The organism is Salmonella sp. 32031103-2018-00083-FB-01-SM-01, assembly GCF_017571995.1.
Taxonomy (GTDB): domain Bacteria; phylum Pseudomonadota; class Gammaproteobacteria; order Enterobacterales; family Enterobacteriaceae; genus Salmonella; species Salmonella enterica.
In genome coordinates, this window is the sequence record NZ_JAGEQL010000006.1 from 104,459 (window position 1) to 121,447 (window position 16,989).

At 52.8% G+C, this 16,989-nt stretch carries 15 protein-coding genes; 1 reads left to right on the plus strand and 14 read right to left on the minus strand.

What is annotated here, in order from left to right; translation table 11 throughout:
• Window positions 1-213 precede the first annotated feature (213 nt).
• From argT to J4614_RS17280, 6 genes are all read right to left on the minus strand, one after another.
• Window positions 214-996: a lysine/arginine/ornithine ABC transporter substrate-binding protein ArgT gene (gene argT, locus J4614_RS17255; protein ID WP_000754423.1), complete on the minus strand. Its 783-nt coding sequence runs from the start codon at window positions 994-996 to the stop codon at window positions 214-216.
• Between the two features lie 288 nt (window positions 997-1,284).
• A complete protein-coding gene (locus tag J4614_RS17260; RefSeq protein ID WP_000825680.1) occupies window positions 1,285-1,854 on the minus strand; it encodes a UbiX family flavin prenyltransferase in 570 nt (189 codons plus the stop codon).
• Window positions 1,855-1,880: 26 nt separating this feature from the next.
• Window positions 1,881-3,287: an amino acid permease gene (locus tag J4614_RS17265; RefSeq protein WP_000380350.1), complete on the minus strand. Its 1,407-nt coding sequence runs from the start codon at window positions 3,285-3,287 to the stop codon at window positions 1,881-1,883.
• Between the two features lie 63 nt (window positions 3,288-3,350).
• Window positions 3,351-4,454: an alanine/ornithine racemase family PLP-dependent enzyme gene (locus J4614_RS17270; protein WP_000281907.1), complete on the minus strand. Its 1,104-nt coding sequence runs from the start codon at window positions 4,452-4,454 to the stop codon at window positions 3,351-3,353.
• A gap of 1 nt (window position 4,455) precedes the next feature.
• Window positions 4,456-5,877, minus strand: coding sequence for an APC family permease (locus J4614_RS17275; RefSeq protein WP_000072512.1), 1,422 nt, complete (start codon window positions 5,875-5,877; stop codon window positions 4,456-4,458).
• Between the two features lie 90 nt (window positions 5,878-5,967).
• The gene (locus tag J4614_RS17280; RefSeq protein WP_000132314.1) at window positions 5,968-7,365 is read right to left on the minus strand and encodes an alanine racemase; all 1,398 of its coding nucleotides are present in this window, start codon (window positions 7,363-7,365) and stop codon (window positions 5,968-5,970) included.
• Between the two features lie 209 nt (window positions 7,366-7,574).
• Between J4614_RS17280 and J4614_RS17285 the strand changes: the two genes are divergently transcribed.
• Complete coding sequence (locus tag J4614_RS17285) at window positions 7,575-9,002, plus strand: sigma-54-dependent Fis family transcriptional regulator (RefSeq protein ID WP_000168925.1); 1,428 nt, start codon at window positions 7,575-7,577, stop codon at window positions 9,000-9,002.
• A 35-nt stretch (window positions 9,003-9,037) separates the two neighbouring features.
• On the opposite strand, the gene purF is transcribed toward J4614_RS17285, so the two are convergent.
• From purF to J4614_RS17325, 8 genes are all read right to left on the minus strand, one after another.
• A complete protein-coding gene (gene purF / locus J4614_RS17290) occupies window positions 9,038-10,555 on the minus strand; it encodes an amidophosphoribosyltransferase (protein ID WP_000334205.1) in 1,518 nt (505 codons plus the stop codon).
• A 37-nt stretch (window positions 10,556-10,592) separates the two neighbouring features.
• Window positions 10,593-11,081, minus strand: coding sequence for a colicin V production protein (gene cvpA / locus J4614_RS17295; RefSeq protein ID WP_000262102.1), 489 nt, complete (start codon window positions 11,079-11,081; stop codon window positions 10,593-10,595).
• A 310-nt stretch (window positions 11,082-11,391) separates the two neighbouring features.
• On the minus strand, window positions 11,392-12,066 hold the full coding sequence (gene dedD, locus J4614_RS17300; RefSeq protein ID WP_138019948.1) for a cell division protein DedD: 675 nt from the start codon (window positions 12,064-12,066) through the stop codon (window positions 11,392-11,394).
• Window positions 12,056-13,324, minus strand: a complete 1,269-nt coding sequence (folC, locus tag J4614_RS17305; RefSeq protein ID WP_000792275.1) for a bifunctional tetrahydrofolate synthase/dihydrofolate synthase — start codon at window positions 13,322-13,324, stop codon at window positions 12,056-12,058. The genes dedD and folC overlap by 11 nt, the downstream gene beginning before the upstream one ends.
• Before the next feature lie 67 nt (window positions 13,325-13,391).
• Window positions 13,392-14,306 (minus strand): acetyl-CoA carboxylase, carboxyltransferase subunit beta, encoded by a 915-nt coding sequence (gene accD / locus J4614_RS17310; protein WP_000118383.1) that lies wholly within the window; start codon window positions 14,304-14,306, stop codon window positions 13,392-13,394.
• 149 nt (window positions 14,307-14,455) lie between these two features.
• Complete coding sequence (locus tag J4614_RS17315; protein WP_208293257.1) at window positions 14,456-15,115, minus strand: DedA family protein; 660 nt, start codon at window positions 15,113-15,115, stop codon at window positions 14,456-14,458.
• A gap of 48 nt (window positions 15,116-15,163) precedes the next feature.
• Window positions 15,164-15,976: a tRNA pseudouridine(38-40) synthase TruA gene (gene truA, locus J4614_RS17320; protein WP_000016628.1), complete on the minus strand. Its 813-nt coding sequence runs from the start codon at window positions 15,974-15,976 to the stop codon at window positions 15,164-15,166.
• A complete protein-coding gene (locus J4614_RS17325; protein ID WP_001289141.1) occupies window positions 15,976-16,989 on the minus strand; it encodes an aspartate-semialdehyde dehydrogenase in 1,014 nt (337 codons plus the stop codon). Before J4614_RS17325 ends, truA begins: the two co-directional genes overlap by 1 nt.

The window sequence follows — 16,989 nt, forward strand, 5'->3', positions numbered from 1 at the left end:
CCAGGAGATCTTTACAGATCCGATGCGACTATCGTGCCATTAATCAGGCCGACAAGGCAAAGCATTCTACCTTGTCAGCCGGTTTATTTTGCATAAAAATCGATTAAGTATGCATTTATGCGCCTGTTCCGCAACGGCTTATGCACCAAAAAGGTGCAAAACATCTATTTTGCACCGTGATAGTTCCCCAGCGCGGCGCGTTATCCCCTTCCCTCAATCGCCGTAAACATTAAAATCGAAGTACTTTTTGGCCATTTTGTCGTAAGTTCCGTCCTGGCGCAGTTCGGTCAGCGCTTTATCAAACGCGGCTTTTAGCTCGGTATCGTCTTTACGCAGCCCAACCCCCGTCCCGTCGCCAAAATATTTTTTATCCTTCACGGAAGGACCGGCAAACGCATACTCTTTGCCCGCTGGCTGCTTCAGGAAACCTTCGCTGGCGGCGACTTCATCCTGTAATGCGGCATCCAGACGACCGGCAGTTAAATCGGAATAGATAAGATCCTGGTTGGCATAAGCCACCACATCCACACCTTTTGTGCGCCAGTTATCATTGGCGTAAGCCTCTTGCGTGGACCCTTGCAGCACGCCGACATGCTTGCCTTTCAGCGATTCCAGCGTCGGCTGAATGGGAGACCCTTTTGCCGCAATCAGGCGTGAATCCGCAGCGTAAAGTTTGTCGGAAAACGCAATTTCTTGCTGGCGTTTATCGGTGATAGAGAGCGATGAAATAATGGCATCAATTTTTTTCGCTTTTAGTGAGGGAATAAGCGCATCAAAGTCGCTGGCGACCCAGGTACATTTCACCTGCATACGCTTACACATTTCATTACCGAGATCGATATCAAAGCCAATAAACTCGCCTTTGGCATCTTTTGATGAGAAAGGCGCGTAGGTGGTATCTGTTCCAATACGAACCGTTTGCGGGAGCGCGGCGTAACTGGCCGCCGTCGCGCCCAGACCTATCAGCAAAGACAAAGCGAGAACGGTCTTCTTCATACATACCCCTCAAGTGGCGTCATTTTCTTATGTTTTACGTGGTGTTGTGTGTTTGCAGACTTTTTCATGCAGGTCTTATGCCATTTTCACGTCAGCAAAACGATTCGACGTTAAATTTGTTAATAAAACGTTGCAATATTGTCCTGATGTTGAAGATAGCAGGTATGACGGTTGAACCGCAGCGTTTCGGCGGCTTTTAACGAATTAAATGTTGAGGATATGATCGCGGTTACAAAATTGCCCTGAAACAGGGCAACAGGGACAATAATGCACGCTAAACAGACAACGCTATGCGCCCTGCCAGCGAACAAAAAGATCGTGCGGAAGGGGGATATCAAACTGATCCAAAACTCGGTTAACCGTTTGATTTATAATATCATCTAACGTCTGAGGAAGATGATAAAAAGCCGGAACCGGCGGCATAATCACCGCGCCTATCTCAGCGGCCTGGGTCATTAAACGCAAATGCCCGATATGCAGCGGCGTTTCGCGCACACACAGCACCAGAGGTCGCCGCTCTTTTAATATCACATCCGCCGCGCGGGTAAGCAGTCCGTCAGTATAACTGTGGACAATCCCCGACAGCGTTTTAATCGAACAAGGCAAGATAACCATTCCCGCCGTCGGGTAAGAGCCCGAGGAAATGCTGGCGGCAATGTCGCGCGCATCGTGCGTCACATCGGCCAGCGCCTGCACCTCGCGCAGCGAAAAATGGGTCTCCAGCGCCAGCGTTTGCCGGGCCGCCTGGCTCATCACCAGATGCGTTTCCACGCTATCGACATCGCGCAAAATTTGTAATAAGCGCACACCATAAATCGCTCCGCTGGCGCCGCTAATTCCTACAATGAGTCGTTTCATGTTCTCTTACCGTTTACGAGCGCCGTTCATCCCACTGTGTTACGTAATCGGCTCAAAGTGGGTCTGAAGAGATACCATGACAAAAGAATCCCTATCATAAAAGCCAGCTCAACCAACATTATCACTACCCCTTGCTCACTAAACCAGGTGCCGACCATAATGGCAAAATTGGTGATAATGACAAATCGGGCCGTCCAGGGGAAAAGCGGCGATCGATAGCGTAGCAAATCGCTGGCGTACGTTCCATTACGCACCGATTGTCGGAAACGATACTGGCACCATCCGATGGTTATCCATGCCAGGCAACCCACCTGCCCGGTACTGGCGATCAGATATAAATAAAATTGCTGTGCGGGAATATAGCGGGTCAGCAACGACACCAACGCCAGCAAGGCCGTGATTAAAATAGCATACACCGGCACGCCGCCGCCGTTCGTTTTACCAAAGCAGGCTGGCGCAAAGCGATCGCCCGCCATAGACCACAGCATACGCGAACTGGCGTAAATGGCCGAGTTAGCGGCAGAAACCGCGGCGGAAAAGATCACCAGCGTCATCAGCGTATCCGCCCCCGGAATGCCCGCGTGGGAGAATACCCATACAAAGGGGCTTTGTCCATTTGGCGTCAGTTCATGCGGATAGACCAGCGCCAGCACCGCAATCGCCAGGCCGTAAAACAAAATGATTCTGAGACCGATCCCCAGGATCACTTTCGGTAAAATAATGTGCGGCGATTCGGTCTCCCCTGCCGCATTTCCTACCAGTTCCACCCCCTGGAAGGAGTAAATCACGATCGTCATACAGACCACAATTTGCTCCCAACCGTGGGGAAACCACATTCCGTCTGCTTTTAATGTCGGGTGCCAGTCGCTATGGCCCATTAGCGAGTAGATCATGACCCCGCCCGCGCAGATAAACAGCACGATCGCGAAGACCTTAATGGCCGAAAGCCAGTATTCGCATTCGCCAAAACTTTTTGCGGAGGTAAGATTGATGGCCGTCAGGATGAGCAGAATCGCCAGGCAGAACATATATACCGGAACCGCGGGGAAAAACTGGTGAGCAATAAACCCTGCGGCAGTGAGGTCGGCTGCCAGGGAAAACACCCAGCTAAACCAGTAAAGCCAGCCAATGGTATAGCTCCAGCAAGGTGACGGCATAAACATCAGCGCGTAATGTTGAAATGAACCGGAGTGAGGAAAGGCGCATGATAATTCGCCAAGACACATCATCGTCGCCAGCATAATGGTTCCGGCAAACAGATAGGCCAGTAAGGTTCCCGCCGGCCCGACGCTGCTTAACGGTTCGGCAATGCCGATAAATAAGCCGGTGCCAATCGTGCCGCCCAGCGACATCATCAGCAGGTGCCGCTTCTTCAGGTTACGCCGCAGACCGCCTTCAGGCTCTGCTGGCGGAGATTGTTGCAGGGTATCCATCGTTACTCCCTGTCTTTCGTGAGGTCAAAGATGCCGCCGCGACATAGCCGCGGCGGTTATGCGTTAACGCGTAAACCTCCAGGCGACGCCTTTGGTCTGGCAGGCCATTAACAGGCCCGTATAATCCAGCTCAAAGCGAACCACATCGCCTACTTTTAGCGACTGACGACAATCTTCAATATCCACCAGCGTATGATCGCTGGTTTGCCCTAAGATAGTGATAGCGTCGTCGCATGGCACACAGTTATCCGACGGCACATCCTGACGACCAAACGCCAGCAATGCGCGTCGGCGTATGCCACGATCGACAAAGGTTTTACTTTGCAAAAAGGCATCGACGCCCAGCTCCCCAACCGGGACGGTCGGTTTACTGTTCAGTTCGATGATTTCCGCTTCCAGGATATACATATCGGAACAGGCTTTATCGACCGGTTTTGCGGAGTGGTGAAATTCATTCAGGTATTTCATGTCCACATATTCAATGCCGAATTCATGCAGTCCGCCGATGCGCAGATGATTCAGCCCCTGCGGCCAGATACCTTTATCCAGCAGGTGATAGCTGGTGCAGTTTCCCGCAGAAAGCCGCCGGACAGGAATACCGCTGTCGGCTTCCAGCCGGGCGGCCAGCGCCAGAAAATCCTCGCCATTTTTTACCGTTGGCAACACGGTGCCGTAACAATTAAAGTTGGTGCCCAGTCCATATAATTCCAGACCGGGCAGACCAGTAATCAGAGTCACGGTCTCAAGAATGCGTTGATATTCACCAAACCAGATACCCTCGCGTAAATCGCCCATATCCACCATCAGTAATACCTGATGCGTTTTCCCCTGGCGTTGGGCTTCTTGCGATAATGCCCGTAATACCACCGGCTCGCTATTTAAACTAATATCCGCGTAGCGCACCACATCTTCGATTTCACTCAGACACGGGCTGCGTAACAGGCAGGTCGTACATCCTGTCTCGCGTATTTTTTTCAAATTATAGGTTCGTGATTCAGCAATAACGGTAATTCCGCCGTTGAACACCGCCTGCGCGGTTTCCACGCAGCCGTCAAAAACTTTATTGACAGCCATCACGTCAATACCGCTACTTGCCAGCAGAGCTTTTTCCGTGCGGGCGTTTTCTTCCAGCTTGCGTAGATTTATTTCCAGAACTGGCATATACATTTTATTTTCCTCCCGCCATGCTTAAACGGGCATTACGTTTCTGCGCCCGATGGTAAATGTACTCCGCGACGACAACCGCCAGCACGGCTCCGCCAATAATCTTCCCGGCGTACTGGAAATATCCGCCCATATCAATTTGAGAAGGCGGAATAAATAACAGCGCAACGGCAAAGGCGATAGAAAGAAAACCCAGCGCGGGTAAAATAGCCGGTAAAACCTTGCCCGGAATTTTAAAACTTCTTGGCGTATCCGGCTGAGTCTTACGTAAACGCCAGAACGCCGGGAACATCACCAGATAAGGAATAAAATAGGTGATGGTCGTTAGCGCCGTTAACATCCAGTAAGCCGCCGCAACGCTTGGCGAAATAAAAGTCGAAAAACACAGGACCGTGACAATAATCGCCTGTACAGTCAAGGCAAAGGCGGGCGTTTTCCACACCGGATGTAATTTGCCGATTCGGTCCCCCAGCAGATTATCTTCACGCGAGGCTTCCTGGAGCATATAAATCGGCCCCACCAGCCAGGAGTTAATCTGCCCGAGTGCGCCAAAAAACATACAGATGGCCATAACAGGAATTAACCACGGCATATGCAGCGTGTCCGCAGCAGCATGCATAGCCTGCATGACGCCTGCCACGATGTCGGTTTTCCCGGCGGGTAAAAGCGTGTTTAGCGCCCAGGTGCCGACCATATAGATCCCAACGATAACGGCGGCGGAGACGGCCATCGCTCGCGGAAAATCACGCTGTGGATTACGGGTACGCCCGGCAATCATCGGGGCGACCTCCAGTCCGGCAAACGCAAACATCATGCTGGATAAGAAAACGATCGTATCCCAGTGTCCGAGATCCGGAATCCAGTTTTTCGCTGTAGTGTAGTCCGTCTGCATCTGGTGTCCGGTACATAGCCATACCACCGCCAGTAAAATGAGGATGGCGGAGGGAATAAATACGCCGCACCAGGCGCTGATGCTATTAATAATTTTTGTCCATTCCATCCCGCGGATATTCATCAGCGTTAATAGCCAGAAAATTACCGCGGAACCAATACCGATAAATGCTTTATTTTCCGCCAGGCCGCCGCCGATCATATAGCCCAACGCGGTAAAGCCGAATTGCAGCATTAATGGGAAAAACAGTACGCAGGAAAAGAGAAAACAAACCACGACAATCCATGCAATACGTTTACCAAATGCCTCTTTAATCCAGACAAATATCCCGCCATCTTTCGGCCAGCCGGTTGACAGCTCGCCGCATACCATCGCTAAAGGAAAAAACAAGCAGAATGCGGCTATCACCCATAGCAACATGGCCGATGCCCCGTAAGGCGCCACGTTAGGGATTTGCCGCAAACTCAGAATAGCGATGACATTCATAAAGACAATGTCTTTGATGCCAAGTAAGCCAGAATTTGTGTTACTCATGGCCATCTCCTGTTATGCATTCAGGCATCACTGCCCTCTTCTTATCATCTGACGACGGGCTTCAGCATGAAACTGAAGCCCAAAACAGTATTAATAAATGTCGTACTTGACCATGTCTTCGTAACTGTCTTCCCGACGAATCAGACGCGTTTCACCATTTTTATCGATCATCACCACGCCCGTGCGCGGACGGTTGTTATAAACGGTTTGACTTTCAATGGTGTATGCCCCGGCATCAAGAAACGCGACAATATCGCCAACATGAGTCTCCTTCGGCAGTAAAAACTCTTCACCTTTCACTCCCATGTGGAAATAATCTCCGCCATCACATAGCGGCCCGGCTAATTTTATCCAGGCGTCGTGCGCTGCCGTCATGCGAGAGGCGTTATAGACATAAAAGAACCAGTCAAAATGCTGGCTGTCAGAGAGTACGCTGTAACCAGCGTCGACAAATTTCCATTCAACGTGGCATTCCACATTGCCGTTAAGATCGTAATTTGTTTTACGTTTTTCGCAGGAGACTTCCGTCAGTAAAACCGCCGCCGACCCGGTCACTTTACGTCCCGGTTCAATACATATTTCCACATCGGTACGCCATTTATGCACTTCGCGAATGACCGCATCGGCAAAATCCTGGGCGGTAATACCGGCATACATATTATCTTTTAACGGGTCGCCATTCTCGTCGTCATATTTATAGGGAACCGGAATTCCGCCGCCCACGTTGATCAAATCAAATTTAATACCGAGCACCTCTTCCAGGCGACGGGATTCATCCACCAGCACTTTAGTCGCTTTTGCGAAAGGCTCTGACTCCGGCACCTGATCGCCCACATGCATATGCAAGCCGCGCAAATGCACATAAGGCATCGCCAGAATGCGGCGGCAGGTTTCTTCCGCCTGTTCCAGGTCGAGACCCGACTTCGCATGGAAAGCGGTAACCAGTTCCGCATGCGTCGCCGAGGGAACATTCGGCTCTACGCGGACGCAAACATTGGCGACTTTCTTCAGCCTGCGAGAGATGGCATCAATATGTTCCAGCTCATACAGGCTATCAACATTAATAAGATACAGATCGTTAGCGATGGCATATTCCAGATCGGCAGGCTTTTTCACCACGCCGTTGAAGACGATCTGATCGCCGCGAAAGCCTATCTCCAGACACTTGCGAACCTCATATTGTGAGTTTGCCTCCGCGCAAATTCCGGCGTCACGAATGGCTTTCAACACCCCCATGACCGAGCAGGTTTTTGACGCAAAGAAGGTTTTGGTATTTTTATGCGCCGCAAATGCCTGCTGGATTTCATGAATGTTACGAATAATCTCCGGCTCAGAAAACACATAGAACGGCGTGGGGTACTGGCGCGCCAGAGCGTCCAGATCGACCCCTTCAAAACACAAATGACCGTCTTTGTGCTGGAAACGGCGATCGCCGTTGATTACCTGCTCACGTAGCTGGTTGTAATTCTGCATAATCGAGTCAGTCATAACGCCCTCTGCTTAATGTTTATGGTAAAAATCCGTATTCTTTACAGGGATAAAGCAAAAGGTATGCCACTATTTTTTGTCAAATAATCAATTAGTTATAAAAATAAGTTTTTCCTCATTTTCGTCATTGAGTTTGCTATTCATCACAACGACGAAAATTCGTCACTTTTATAATGGCAACATGAACAATAGATATGAGGAATGCATGTATGGCATCCACCAATCAGGAACTGGCCTCGGCGCTCAGGATGTTTTCCCGCTTTTTCGATTTGATTCATCAGCCGTTGGCCGTCATTAATGAGCGTGGTGAATACGTTTACTACAATCAGGAAAGCGCGGATCTGGACGGCTACAGTATTGAACGGGCAATGGGAAAACATATGCTGGATGTCTATCCGGGCATGAAAGAGACCCAAAGTACGATGCTTTCATCGTTAAAAAAAGGCGTGGAATACATTGGCCATTATCAAATTTATTACAATGCGCGAGGCCAGGCCGTTGACTATCAGCACACCACCGCGCCGCTCTATGCAAGCGATGGCGGCATGGTCGGCGTTATCGAAATCGGCAGGAATATGTCCGGCGTCAGGCGGCTCCAGGAGCAGGTGGTAGAACTGAACCAACTGCTGTATGCCGATCACCATGAGAAGCACCATGCCATTATTACCGAAAACCCGGAAATGCTCAGTAATATCGCCAAAGCCAAACGGCTGGCCGCCAGTAATATTCCGGTGACGATTGTCGGGGAGACGGGAACGGGTAAGGAGCTATTTTCCCGCCTGATACATCAATGCAGCAAGCGGGCGAATAAACCATTTATCGCCCTGAACTGCGGCGCTCTACCGCCTACGCTTATCGAAAGTACGCTTTTCGGCACCGTGCGCGGCGCCTATACCGGCGCGGAAAATAGCCAGGGCTATCTGGAGCTGGCAAACGGGGGAACGCTCTTTCTTGATGAGCTGAACGCCATGCCGATAGAGATGCAAAGTAAGCTGCTGCGATTCTTGCAGGATAAAACCTTCTGGCGGCTCGGCGGACAACAGCAGCTCCACTCTGATGTCAGGATCGTTGCCGCCATGAACGAAGCGCCCGTCAAATTAATTCAACAAGAACGTCTGCGGGCAGATCTTTTTTATCGGTTGAGCGTCGGAATGTTAACGCTACCGCCGCTGCGCGCCCGCCCGGAAGATATTCCCTTACTGGCGAATTATTTTATTGATAAATACCGTAATGACGTGCCGCAGGATATTCACGGATTAAGCGAGACGGCGCGTGCTGATCTGCTCAATCACGCCTGGCCGGGTAATGTCAGGATGCTGGAAAACGCGATTGTACGCAGCATGATCATGCAGGAAAAAGACGGGCTGCTCAAACACATCATTTTTGAACAGGACGAGTTAAATTTAGGCGTACCGGAAACCGCGCCGGAAAATCCCCTTCCCTCGTCACCCGATCCGCAGTATGAAGGGTCGCTGGAGGTACGGGTTGCCAACTACGAAAGGCATTTAATAGAAACCGCGCTGGATACGCATCAGGGGAATATTGCCGCCGCGGCCCGCAGCCTTAACGTATCGCGCACCACGTTACAGTACAAAGTACAAAAATACGCTATTCGCTTCGGCGTGGTGCGTAATTGACATCGGCCAGCGGCATTGCGCCGCTGGCAAAGCCATTAGCCTTCGTTATGCATTTCCAGGTTTTCCATTTCGTTCTGGAACAGCACCGCTTTGGCGTCGTCATTACGTAATGAATCCAGGAAGTCGAGGTATTGCTGGTCTACGTCTTTGGTGACATATACCCCGTTAAATACCGAACACTCAAACTGCTGGATATCCGGATTTTCCGCGCGCACGGCTTCGATCAGATCGTTTAGATCCTGGAAGATAAGCCCGTCTGCGCCGATGATCTGACGAATCTCATCCACCTCGCGACCATGCGCGATCAGCTCATTGGCGGTCGGCATATCAATGCCATAGACGTTAGGGAAACGAATTTCCGGCGCGGCGGACGCCAGATAAACCTTCTTCGCGCCGGCTTCCCGGGCCATCTCGATGATCTGCTCTGATGTGGTGCCACGCACGATGGAATCATCCACCAGCAGGACGTTCTTATCGCGGAATTCCGCGCGATTAGCATTGAGCTTACGGCGCACGGATTTACGGCGTAGCTGTTGGCCCGGCATGATAAAGGTACGTCCCACGTAACGATTTTTGACAAATCCCTGGCGGTACGGCTTGCCGAGAATACGGGCAATTTCCAGTGCGATATCGCAGGAGGTTTCCGGGATAGGGATCACGACGTCGATGTCCAGATCTTCCCATTCACGAGCGATTTTTTCGCCAAGTTTGGTGCCCATATTCACACGAGCGCTGTAGACGGAGATCTTGTCGATAAAGGAGTCCGGGCGAGCAAAATAAACGTACTCAAACAGACAGGGGTTACTGACCGGGTTATCCGCGCACTGGCGCGTGAACAGTTGCCCCTTTTCGGTAATATAGATAGCTTCGCCCGGCGCGACATCGCGCAGGAATTCAAAGCCCAGCGTATCCAGCGCCACGCTTTCAGAAGCGACCATATACTCCGTACGACCATCGCCAACGTCACGCTTGCCCAGCACTAATGGGCGAATGCCGTGCGGATCGCGAAAAGCCACCATACCGTGACCGATAATCATCGCCACGCAGGCATAGGCGCCGCGGATTTGACGGTTAGTCGCGGCAATCGCGGCAAAAATATTGTCGGCTTCCAGCGGATAGTGACGGAAGTTGTCGAGCTCGCTGGCGAAAATATTGAGCAGGATTTCGGAATCGGAGGTGGTGTTGATATGACGGCGCTTTTCTTCAAACAGCTTTTTACGTAGCTCGTGCGCGTTAGTCAGGTTGCCATTATGGGCCAACGTGATGCCATACGGCGAGTTAACGTAAAAAGGTTGCGCTTCCGAAGCGCTGGAGCTGCCTGCGGTAGGGTAGCGCACATGGCCGATCCCCATGTTGCCCTGCAAACGCTGCATGTGGCGAGCTTCAAAAATATCGTTCACCAGTCCGTTTGCCTTACGCAAGCGGAAGCAGTTATTCGCATCAATGGTGATGATACCGGCAGCATCCTGACCACGATGCTGGAGCACTGTTAACGCGTCATAAATCGACTGGTTGACCGGCATAACACCGGCGATACCGACAATACCGCACATACGTCATTTTCCTCGTTAAGCCACATCTCAGAACCTGTTACGTCCTGGGCAAGAAACTCGACGAGCTTTGCAGATAGTCAAAGAACCATCTGATGATGAAGCTGAACTGCGGGATGAGCTGCGATTTGCTCCAGTCTTCGCTTTTCGACAAGCCGGTAAAGGTATCAAGGAAGAACAGAATGGCGGCGACAATCAGCGCCCCTCGCAGTGCGCCGAAACAGATCCCCAACACCCGGTCAGTTCCCGACAGGCCGGTCTTTTCTACTAGCTGACCTATCACAAAATTCACGATAGCGCCGACGATAAGCGTCGCGATAAACAGTACCGCGATAGCAATCCCATTACGAACCAGTTCGTCTTCAAAGCCCGTAAACCAGACAGACAGGTAAGTGTAGTAGTGACTGGCGACAAAGAAAGCACAACCCCACGTCACCAGCGATAACGCTTCACGAACAAAGCCGCGGATCAGGCTAACCAGACAGGAAAAAGCAATCACCGCGATAATGGCGTAATCAATCCAGACCATAGATGTCCCACGATTTTACGCCCTGTCGTCCTGTTCGGGGCGCATTCTAACAGAAAAAGAAAACGTTTGCGTAGGGATTTCCTTCCCACGCGTAAATAAAAATGGCGCTGAAAAAATATTCAACGCCATCACACTTTTTATCTCTTCGGGCACAACCAGAAGAGCTGCCATCGGCCTGATAAGCGCAGGATACCAGGTTTATTCCTTCTGCCGGATGGCGGCGTAAACGCCTTATCCAGCCTACAGAACTTCGGCTATTACCAGATGAACACCGTAGGCTTTAACGCTGCGCGCTCAGGCAAAACGCGCCTTAGTTCGGGCTATACCCCATCACCACGCCGCTTAACCCGGAAATCTGCTTGAGCTCGCCAAGCGATCCTTTCATCTTATCTTTCGACGCATCCGGCCCGACGAGAATACGGGTTATTTTACCCTGTACCGGCGTTGAGGGGGAAGTATAAACCCGGAACCCGGCGGAACGAAGCTTGCCGACTATCTCGTTGACTTTATCCGCGTTTTTCAGCGCGCCCAACTGTACGACATAAGCTTTGCCGGTCGGCGCAGGTTTATCGTCGGCGGCCGGTTTCGGCGCGGGCGTCGGCGTGGAAGCGACGACAACCGGCTGTTGCGGTTTAAGCTGCGGCTTCGGTTTTTCAACCGGCTTCAGTTTAGGCGTCTCCGCCGGTATCGGATCAAGCTCGACATTATTAGACGCCATGCGCGACGGGTCCAGCGATGGCGCTGCCGCATCTCCCGCCCGCACCTCTTCAGCCGCCCCTTCCGGCGGCTGTGTCGGTAGCGCCTGCGTTGCGGCAGGCATCATATCCGGCTCATCGCGGTCGCCAGGCTTCGGTACCAGTGGAATCGCAGCAAATTCATCCTGATAATGCTTTTTCTGTCCGTCCAGCAGACCGGGAAGCACAATAACCCCCAGCGCGACTAACACAATCGTGCCGACTAAACGATTCTGAAACTTACTCGCCACCGATTCTCCCCGCGTCTATCACTTCCATAACATGTGCGACGGTGTGGAACGATCCGCACACCAGCACGGTATCTTCTGGCTGCGCCGCGTCGATAGCGGCCTGCCATGCCTGCGCGACGCTATCATAGACATTCCCTTTCCCCAGATGTTCCAGAAGTTGTTCCGCCGTCGCGCCGCGCGGCCCCTCTAACGGAGCACAATACCAGTCGTCAACCACGCTTTTCAACCAGGCTAACGTGCCGGCGATATCTTTATCATGCAGCATACCAATCACCGCAAGCACGCGCCCGCGTTTCGGCAACATTTTCAGACGACCCGTCAGGTATTCCGCCGCGTGGGGATTATGGGCGACATCAAAGATAACGCGCGGCGACTCACTCACGATTTGAAAACGTCCCGGCAAGGTAGCCTGCGCAATACCGTCGCGAATCGCCTGCTCGTCAATGTTCAACCTGCTGGCGCGCAGCGCGGCCAGGGCGGTGGCGGCATTCGGCTGGGGAACCTGCGGCAACGGCAGTCCGGCAAGCGTACCGTCGCCATCGGTAAACGCCCAGTGGGTCGCTGTCACCTCATAACGCCAGTCAACGCCGCGACGCCGCAACAGCGCGCCGGTCTCCTGCGCGACATCCGCGATGGTTGCCGGCATTTCCGGTTCGCCGACGATAGCGGGTTTTTCCGCGCGAAAAATCCCGGCCTTCTCGCGGCCGATACTTTCGCGATCCGGCCCCAGCCAGTCAGTATGGTCAAGCGCGATGCTGGTAATTACCGCTACATCGGCATCCACAATGTTCGTGGCGTCCAGGCGGCCACCCAACCCGACCTCCAGAATCACCACGTCAAGGTTAGCCTGTTTAAACAGCCACAATGCCGACAACGTACCATATTCAAAATAGGTCAATGAAATATCGCCGCGCGCCGCTTCTATTTCCGCAAAGGACGCGGTATGCGCGGATTCCGCTAATTCTTTCCCCTGCACGCGCACGCGCTCGGTGTAACGTACCAGATGAGGCGAACTATAGACGCCCACACGGTATCCCGCCGCGATTAACACCGACTCCAGCGTTCGACAGGTCGTACCTTTACCGTTGGTTCCCGCCACGGTAAAAACGAACGGCGCAGGCTTGAGGATGTCCAGACGCGCTGCCACCTGGCTTACGCGCTCAAGGCCTAAATCGATACTCTTGCTGTGCAGGTTTTCCAGATAAGAAAGCCACGAGGCCAGGGGCGACGCAGCTTGAGGTATAGATTTGTTTTTCATTGATTCCGCTGCTTCTTTACGGTGAAAAGCAAAAGGGCAGAGCCTGCGGCCCTGCCCTTTTCAGTTATCAGGCCTCAGACTCCTGATCCGGCGCCGGAGGCACCACCACGCCTTCACGCGGGGCGTCCGGGTTCGGCGCGGGCAGATTCATCAGCTTCGCCAGAATGCTCGCCAGCTTCAGGCGCATTTCCGGGCGGCGGACTATCATATCAATAGCGCCTTTTTCGATCAGGAACTCACTGCGCTGGAATCCTGGCGGCAGTTTTTCGCGAACGGTCTGTTCGATAACGCGCGGGCCGGCGAAGCCAATCAGGGCTTTTGGCTCGGCGATGTTGAGATCGCCCAGCATCGCAAAACTGGCGGAAACGCCGCCCATTGTCGGATCGGTCAATACCGAGATGTAGGGCAGACCACGTTCCTGCATTTTAGCCAGCGCCGCCGAGGTTTTCGCCATCTGCATCAGCGACATCAGCGCTTCTTGCATACGCGCGCCGCCGGAAGCAGAGAAACACACTAACGGACAGTTATCTTCCAGCGCCTGTTCAACGGCGCGAACGAAGCGTGCGCCAACGACAGACCCCATTGAGCCGCCCATGAACGCGAATTCAAACGCGGCGGCGACAACCGGCATACCGTGAAGCGTCCCTTTCATGACCACCAGCGCGTCTTTCTCGCCGGTTTCTTTCTGCGCGGACGCCAGTCTGTCTTTATATTTTTTGGAGTCGCGGAACTTGAGCACGTCTTTTGGCTCCAGCTCGCTACCCAACTCCACAAGGGAACCTTCATCTAACAGGCTATGCAGGCGATTGCGCGCCGACATGCGCATATGATGGTCACACTTAGGACAGACCTCAAGATTACGTTCCAGCTCAGCGCGGTATAAAACCTGACCGCAGCTATCACACTTGGTCCACACCCCTTCAGGAATGCTTGCCTTGCGGGTGGGAGTAATGTTGCTTTTAATTCGTTCAATCCAGCTCATTGGTGACCTTTCTGCCTGAACCTTAGTCAGCTTTATTATAAGGGGCGCATAATGCCATTTTTGCCCCCAACAGACCATGAATGTTGCACATTAAAACATAACAGCCCGAAACTTTGGATAAAAAAGTGGTCGAACCGCTGAGTTACTTTCTATTTTGCGGCACGCGACGCAGCGCGCTTATGCCGGACAATCTCAATGACGCCAGGTAATATCGAAACCACGATAATCCCCACAATCAGCAGCTTAAGGTTATCCTGAATCAACGGTATCGTACCGAAGAAATAACCGACGTAGGTAAAGAGCAGTACCCACAGCAGCGCGCCGATGACGTTATAGGCTGCAAAATGCCGATAGGACATGTGCCCCATCCCTGCCACAAACGGCGCAAAGGTTCTGACGATCGGCACGAAGCGAGCGAGAATGATAGTTTTACCGCCGTGTTTTTCATAAAACTGGTGGGTTTTATCCAGATAACTGCGGCGGAAAATTTTCGAATTCGGATTACTGAACAGTTTTTCGCCGAACAGTCGACCAATCGTGTAATTTACCGCATCGCCGACAATTGCGGCGATCAGCATTAACGCCACCATAACATGCACATTGAGATCGTTGGTTTCCAGCGAAGCCAGCGCCCCGGCGACAAACAGCAGCGAGTCGCCCGGCAGGAACGGCGTGACGACCAGGCCGGTTTCACAAAACAGAATCAAAAACAAAATAGCGTACACCCAGACGCCGTACTCCGCGACCAGCTCCGCCAGATGCACATCGATGTGCAGAATAAAATCAATAATAAAGTAGATCAGGTCCATATTTGTCTTTGCCTTTCTACCCGACACGTTTCGGGTGTACGATTCGGATTAGTCCGCCAGAAATAGCGGGCCCATTGGCGGTTTTGGAAGGTCAAACCGGTCAGGGTAATCCACCGCAACCAAATATAGCCCTTCCGCCTTCGCCGTTGCCGCCGCCAGCGTTCTGTCCCTGGCCGCTAACAGCTCTGCGATCCAGCTCTCCGGCTGGTTGTGAGCACCTACTTCCAGCAGGCTGCCGACAATATTCCTGACCATATGATGAACAAAGGCATTCGCTTTGATATCGACCACCACATAAGGGCCGTGGCGAGTAACGTTGATGTGCATCACATTACGCCACGGCGTGCGCGACTGGCACTGCACTGCGCGAAACGAGGTAAAATCATTTTCACCAAGCAGACACTGCGCCGCGCGATGCATCCGCTCTGCATCCAGCGGCTCATAGTGATGCGTCACGCCTTTTGCTAACACCGCAGGACGCAGTCGATGATTGTAGATGATATAGCGATAACGGCGAGCCGTAGCGCTAAATCGCGCGTGAAAATCATCCGGTACAGTTTTCACCCAGCGCACGGCAATGTCACCAGGCAAATTCGCATTTACCCCCAGCGTCCATGCCGCATCTTTGCGCAATGCGGTCGTTTCGAAATGGACAACCTGCCCGGTGCCGTGAACGCCGGCATCGGTACGCCCGGCGCAGAACACGTTAATAGGTTCATTTGCCACCTGCGAGAGCGCTTTTTCCAGCTTTTCCTGCACGCTGCGCACTTCATTCTGACGCTGCCAGCCATAATACTTGCTGCCGTCGTACTCAATACCCAGCGCAATTTTATAGACCGGCGATGATTGCTGTCCGGACATCAGTACAGATACTCCTGCACCAGCTTCTCCGCAATTTTAACGGCCATCAGCGCGCCGCCGAAACGCACGTTGTCCGCCACTGACCAGAACTGAATTTGTTCCGGCATACCGTAATCATTATGCACACAGCCAATAGAGAGCTGTGGATTGCCGGAAGCGTCGCCCACCTGCGTCGGGTAATCCGTCTCTTCTGACAGTACGATATCTTCACCGCGGGAAAACGCCTCGCGCGCCTCTTCCGCCGCCAGCGGACGGAGCGCTTCAAAGCTCACCATCTGCGCATGGCCATAGAACACCGGCGACTGCACGACACTGGCGGAGATCATCACGCCATCGTCCTGCAAAATTTTACGCACTTCATCGACGATACGACGTTCCTGGCGCACGCTGCCTTCACGATCCGGCAGCAGCGGCAGCATATTGAACGCCAACTGGCGGCCAAAGAAATCATCTTCATCAATCGGTATGCCGTTAAGCAGCTTCGCACTCTGTCCGGCCAGCGCATCGACCGCTTTTTTCCCCTGTGCGGACGCTGATAACATACTGGTGACGGCGATGCGCGACAGTCCCCCCTGATCGATTAACGGCTTGAGCGCCGCCAGCAGTTGACTGGTCAGACTATCGGCGACCGCAATCACGTTACGGTTACGGTAATCCGCCAGTACATACGGGTTAACTTCCGGCACGACCAGCGGCACATCAGGCTCCAGCGCGAACAGACCGCTGGAATCTATCACCAGGCAGCCTGCATTGGTCGCGTCGTCTATCCAGGCAGCCGATGCCTCTGCGCCGGCAACGAAAAACGCCAACTGCGCCTGCGTCCAGTCAAAGTCCGCCGCATCCTGGACAATGACCGACTTGCCACCAAAACGGAGGTGCTCGCCCGCGCTTTCATGACGCGCCAACGCATAAATTTCACCGACCGGGAACTGGCGTTCAGCCAGTGTTTCAAGCAGGGCTTCGCCTACGGCGCCCGTTGCGCCCAGAATGGCAATGTTCCAGCCTTCAGACAT

Excerpts from the sequence above, each read along its gene's own strand:
- argT (WP_000754423.1), bottom strand. The coding sequence starts at position 996 with ATGAAGAAGACCGTTCTCGCTTTGTCTTTGCTGATAGGTCTGGGCGCG.
- J4614_RS17260 (WP_000825680.1), bottom strand. The coding sequence starts at position 1,854 with ATGAAACGACTCATTGTAGGAATTAGCGGCGCCAGCGGAGCGATTTAT.
- J4614_RS17265 (WP_000380350.1), bottom strand. The coding sequence starts at position 3,287 with ATGGATACCCTGCAACAATCTCCGCCAGCAGAGCCTGAAGGCGGTCTG.
- J4614_RS17270 (WP_000281907.1), bottom strand. The coding sequence starts at position 4,454 with ATGTATATGCCAGTTCTGGAAATAAATCTACGCAAGCTGGAAGAAAAC.
- J4614_RS17275 (WP_000072512.1), bottom strand. The coding sequence starts at position 5,877 with ATGAGTAACACAAATTCTGGCTTACTTGGCATCAAAGACATTGTCTTT.
- J4614_RS17280 (WP_000132314.1), bottom strand. The coding sequence starts at position 7,365 with ATGACTGACTCGATTATGCAGAATTACAACCAGCTACGTGAGCAGGTA.
- J4614_RS17285 (WP_000168925.1), top strand. The coding sequence starts at position 7,575 with ATGGCATCCACCAATCAGGAACTGGCCTCGGCGCTCAGGATGTTTTCC.
- purF (WP_000334205.1), bottom strand. The coding sequence starts at position 10,555 with ATGTGCGGTATTGTCGGTATCGCCGGTGTTATGCCGGTCAACCAGTCG.
- cvpA (WP_000262102.1), bottom strand. The coding sequence starts at position 11,081 with ATGGTCTGGATTGATTACGCCATTATCGCGGTGATTGCTTTTTCCTGT.
- folC (WP_000792275.1), bottom strand. The coding sequence starts at position 13,324 with ATGAAAAACAAATCTATACCTCAAGCTGCGTCGCCCCTGGCCTCGTGG.
- accD (WP_000118383.1), bottom strand. The coding sequence starts at position 14,306 with ATGAGCTGGATTGAACGAATTAAAAGCAACATTACTCCCACCCGCAAG.
- J4614_RS17315 (WP_208293257.1), bottom strand. The coding sequence starts at position 15,115 with ATGGACCTGATCTACTTTATTATTGATTTTATTCTGCACATCGATGTG.
- truA (WP_000016628.1), bottom strand. The coding sequence starts at position 15,976 with ATGTCCGGACAGCAATCATCGCCGGTCTATAAAATTGCGCTGGGTATT.
- J4614_RS17325 (WP_001289141.1), bottom strand. The coding sequence starts at position 16,989 with ATGTCTGAAGGCTGGAACATTGCCATTCTGGGCGCAACGGGCGCCGTA.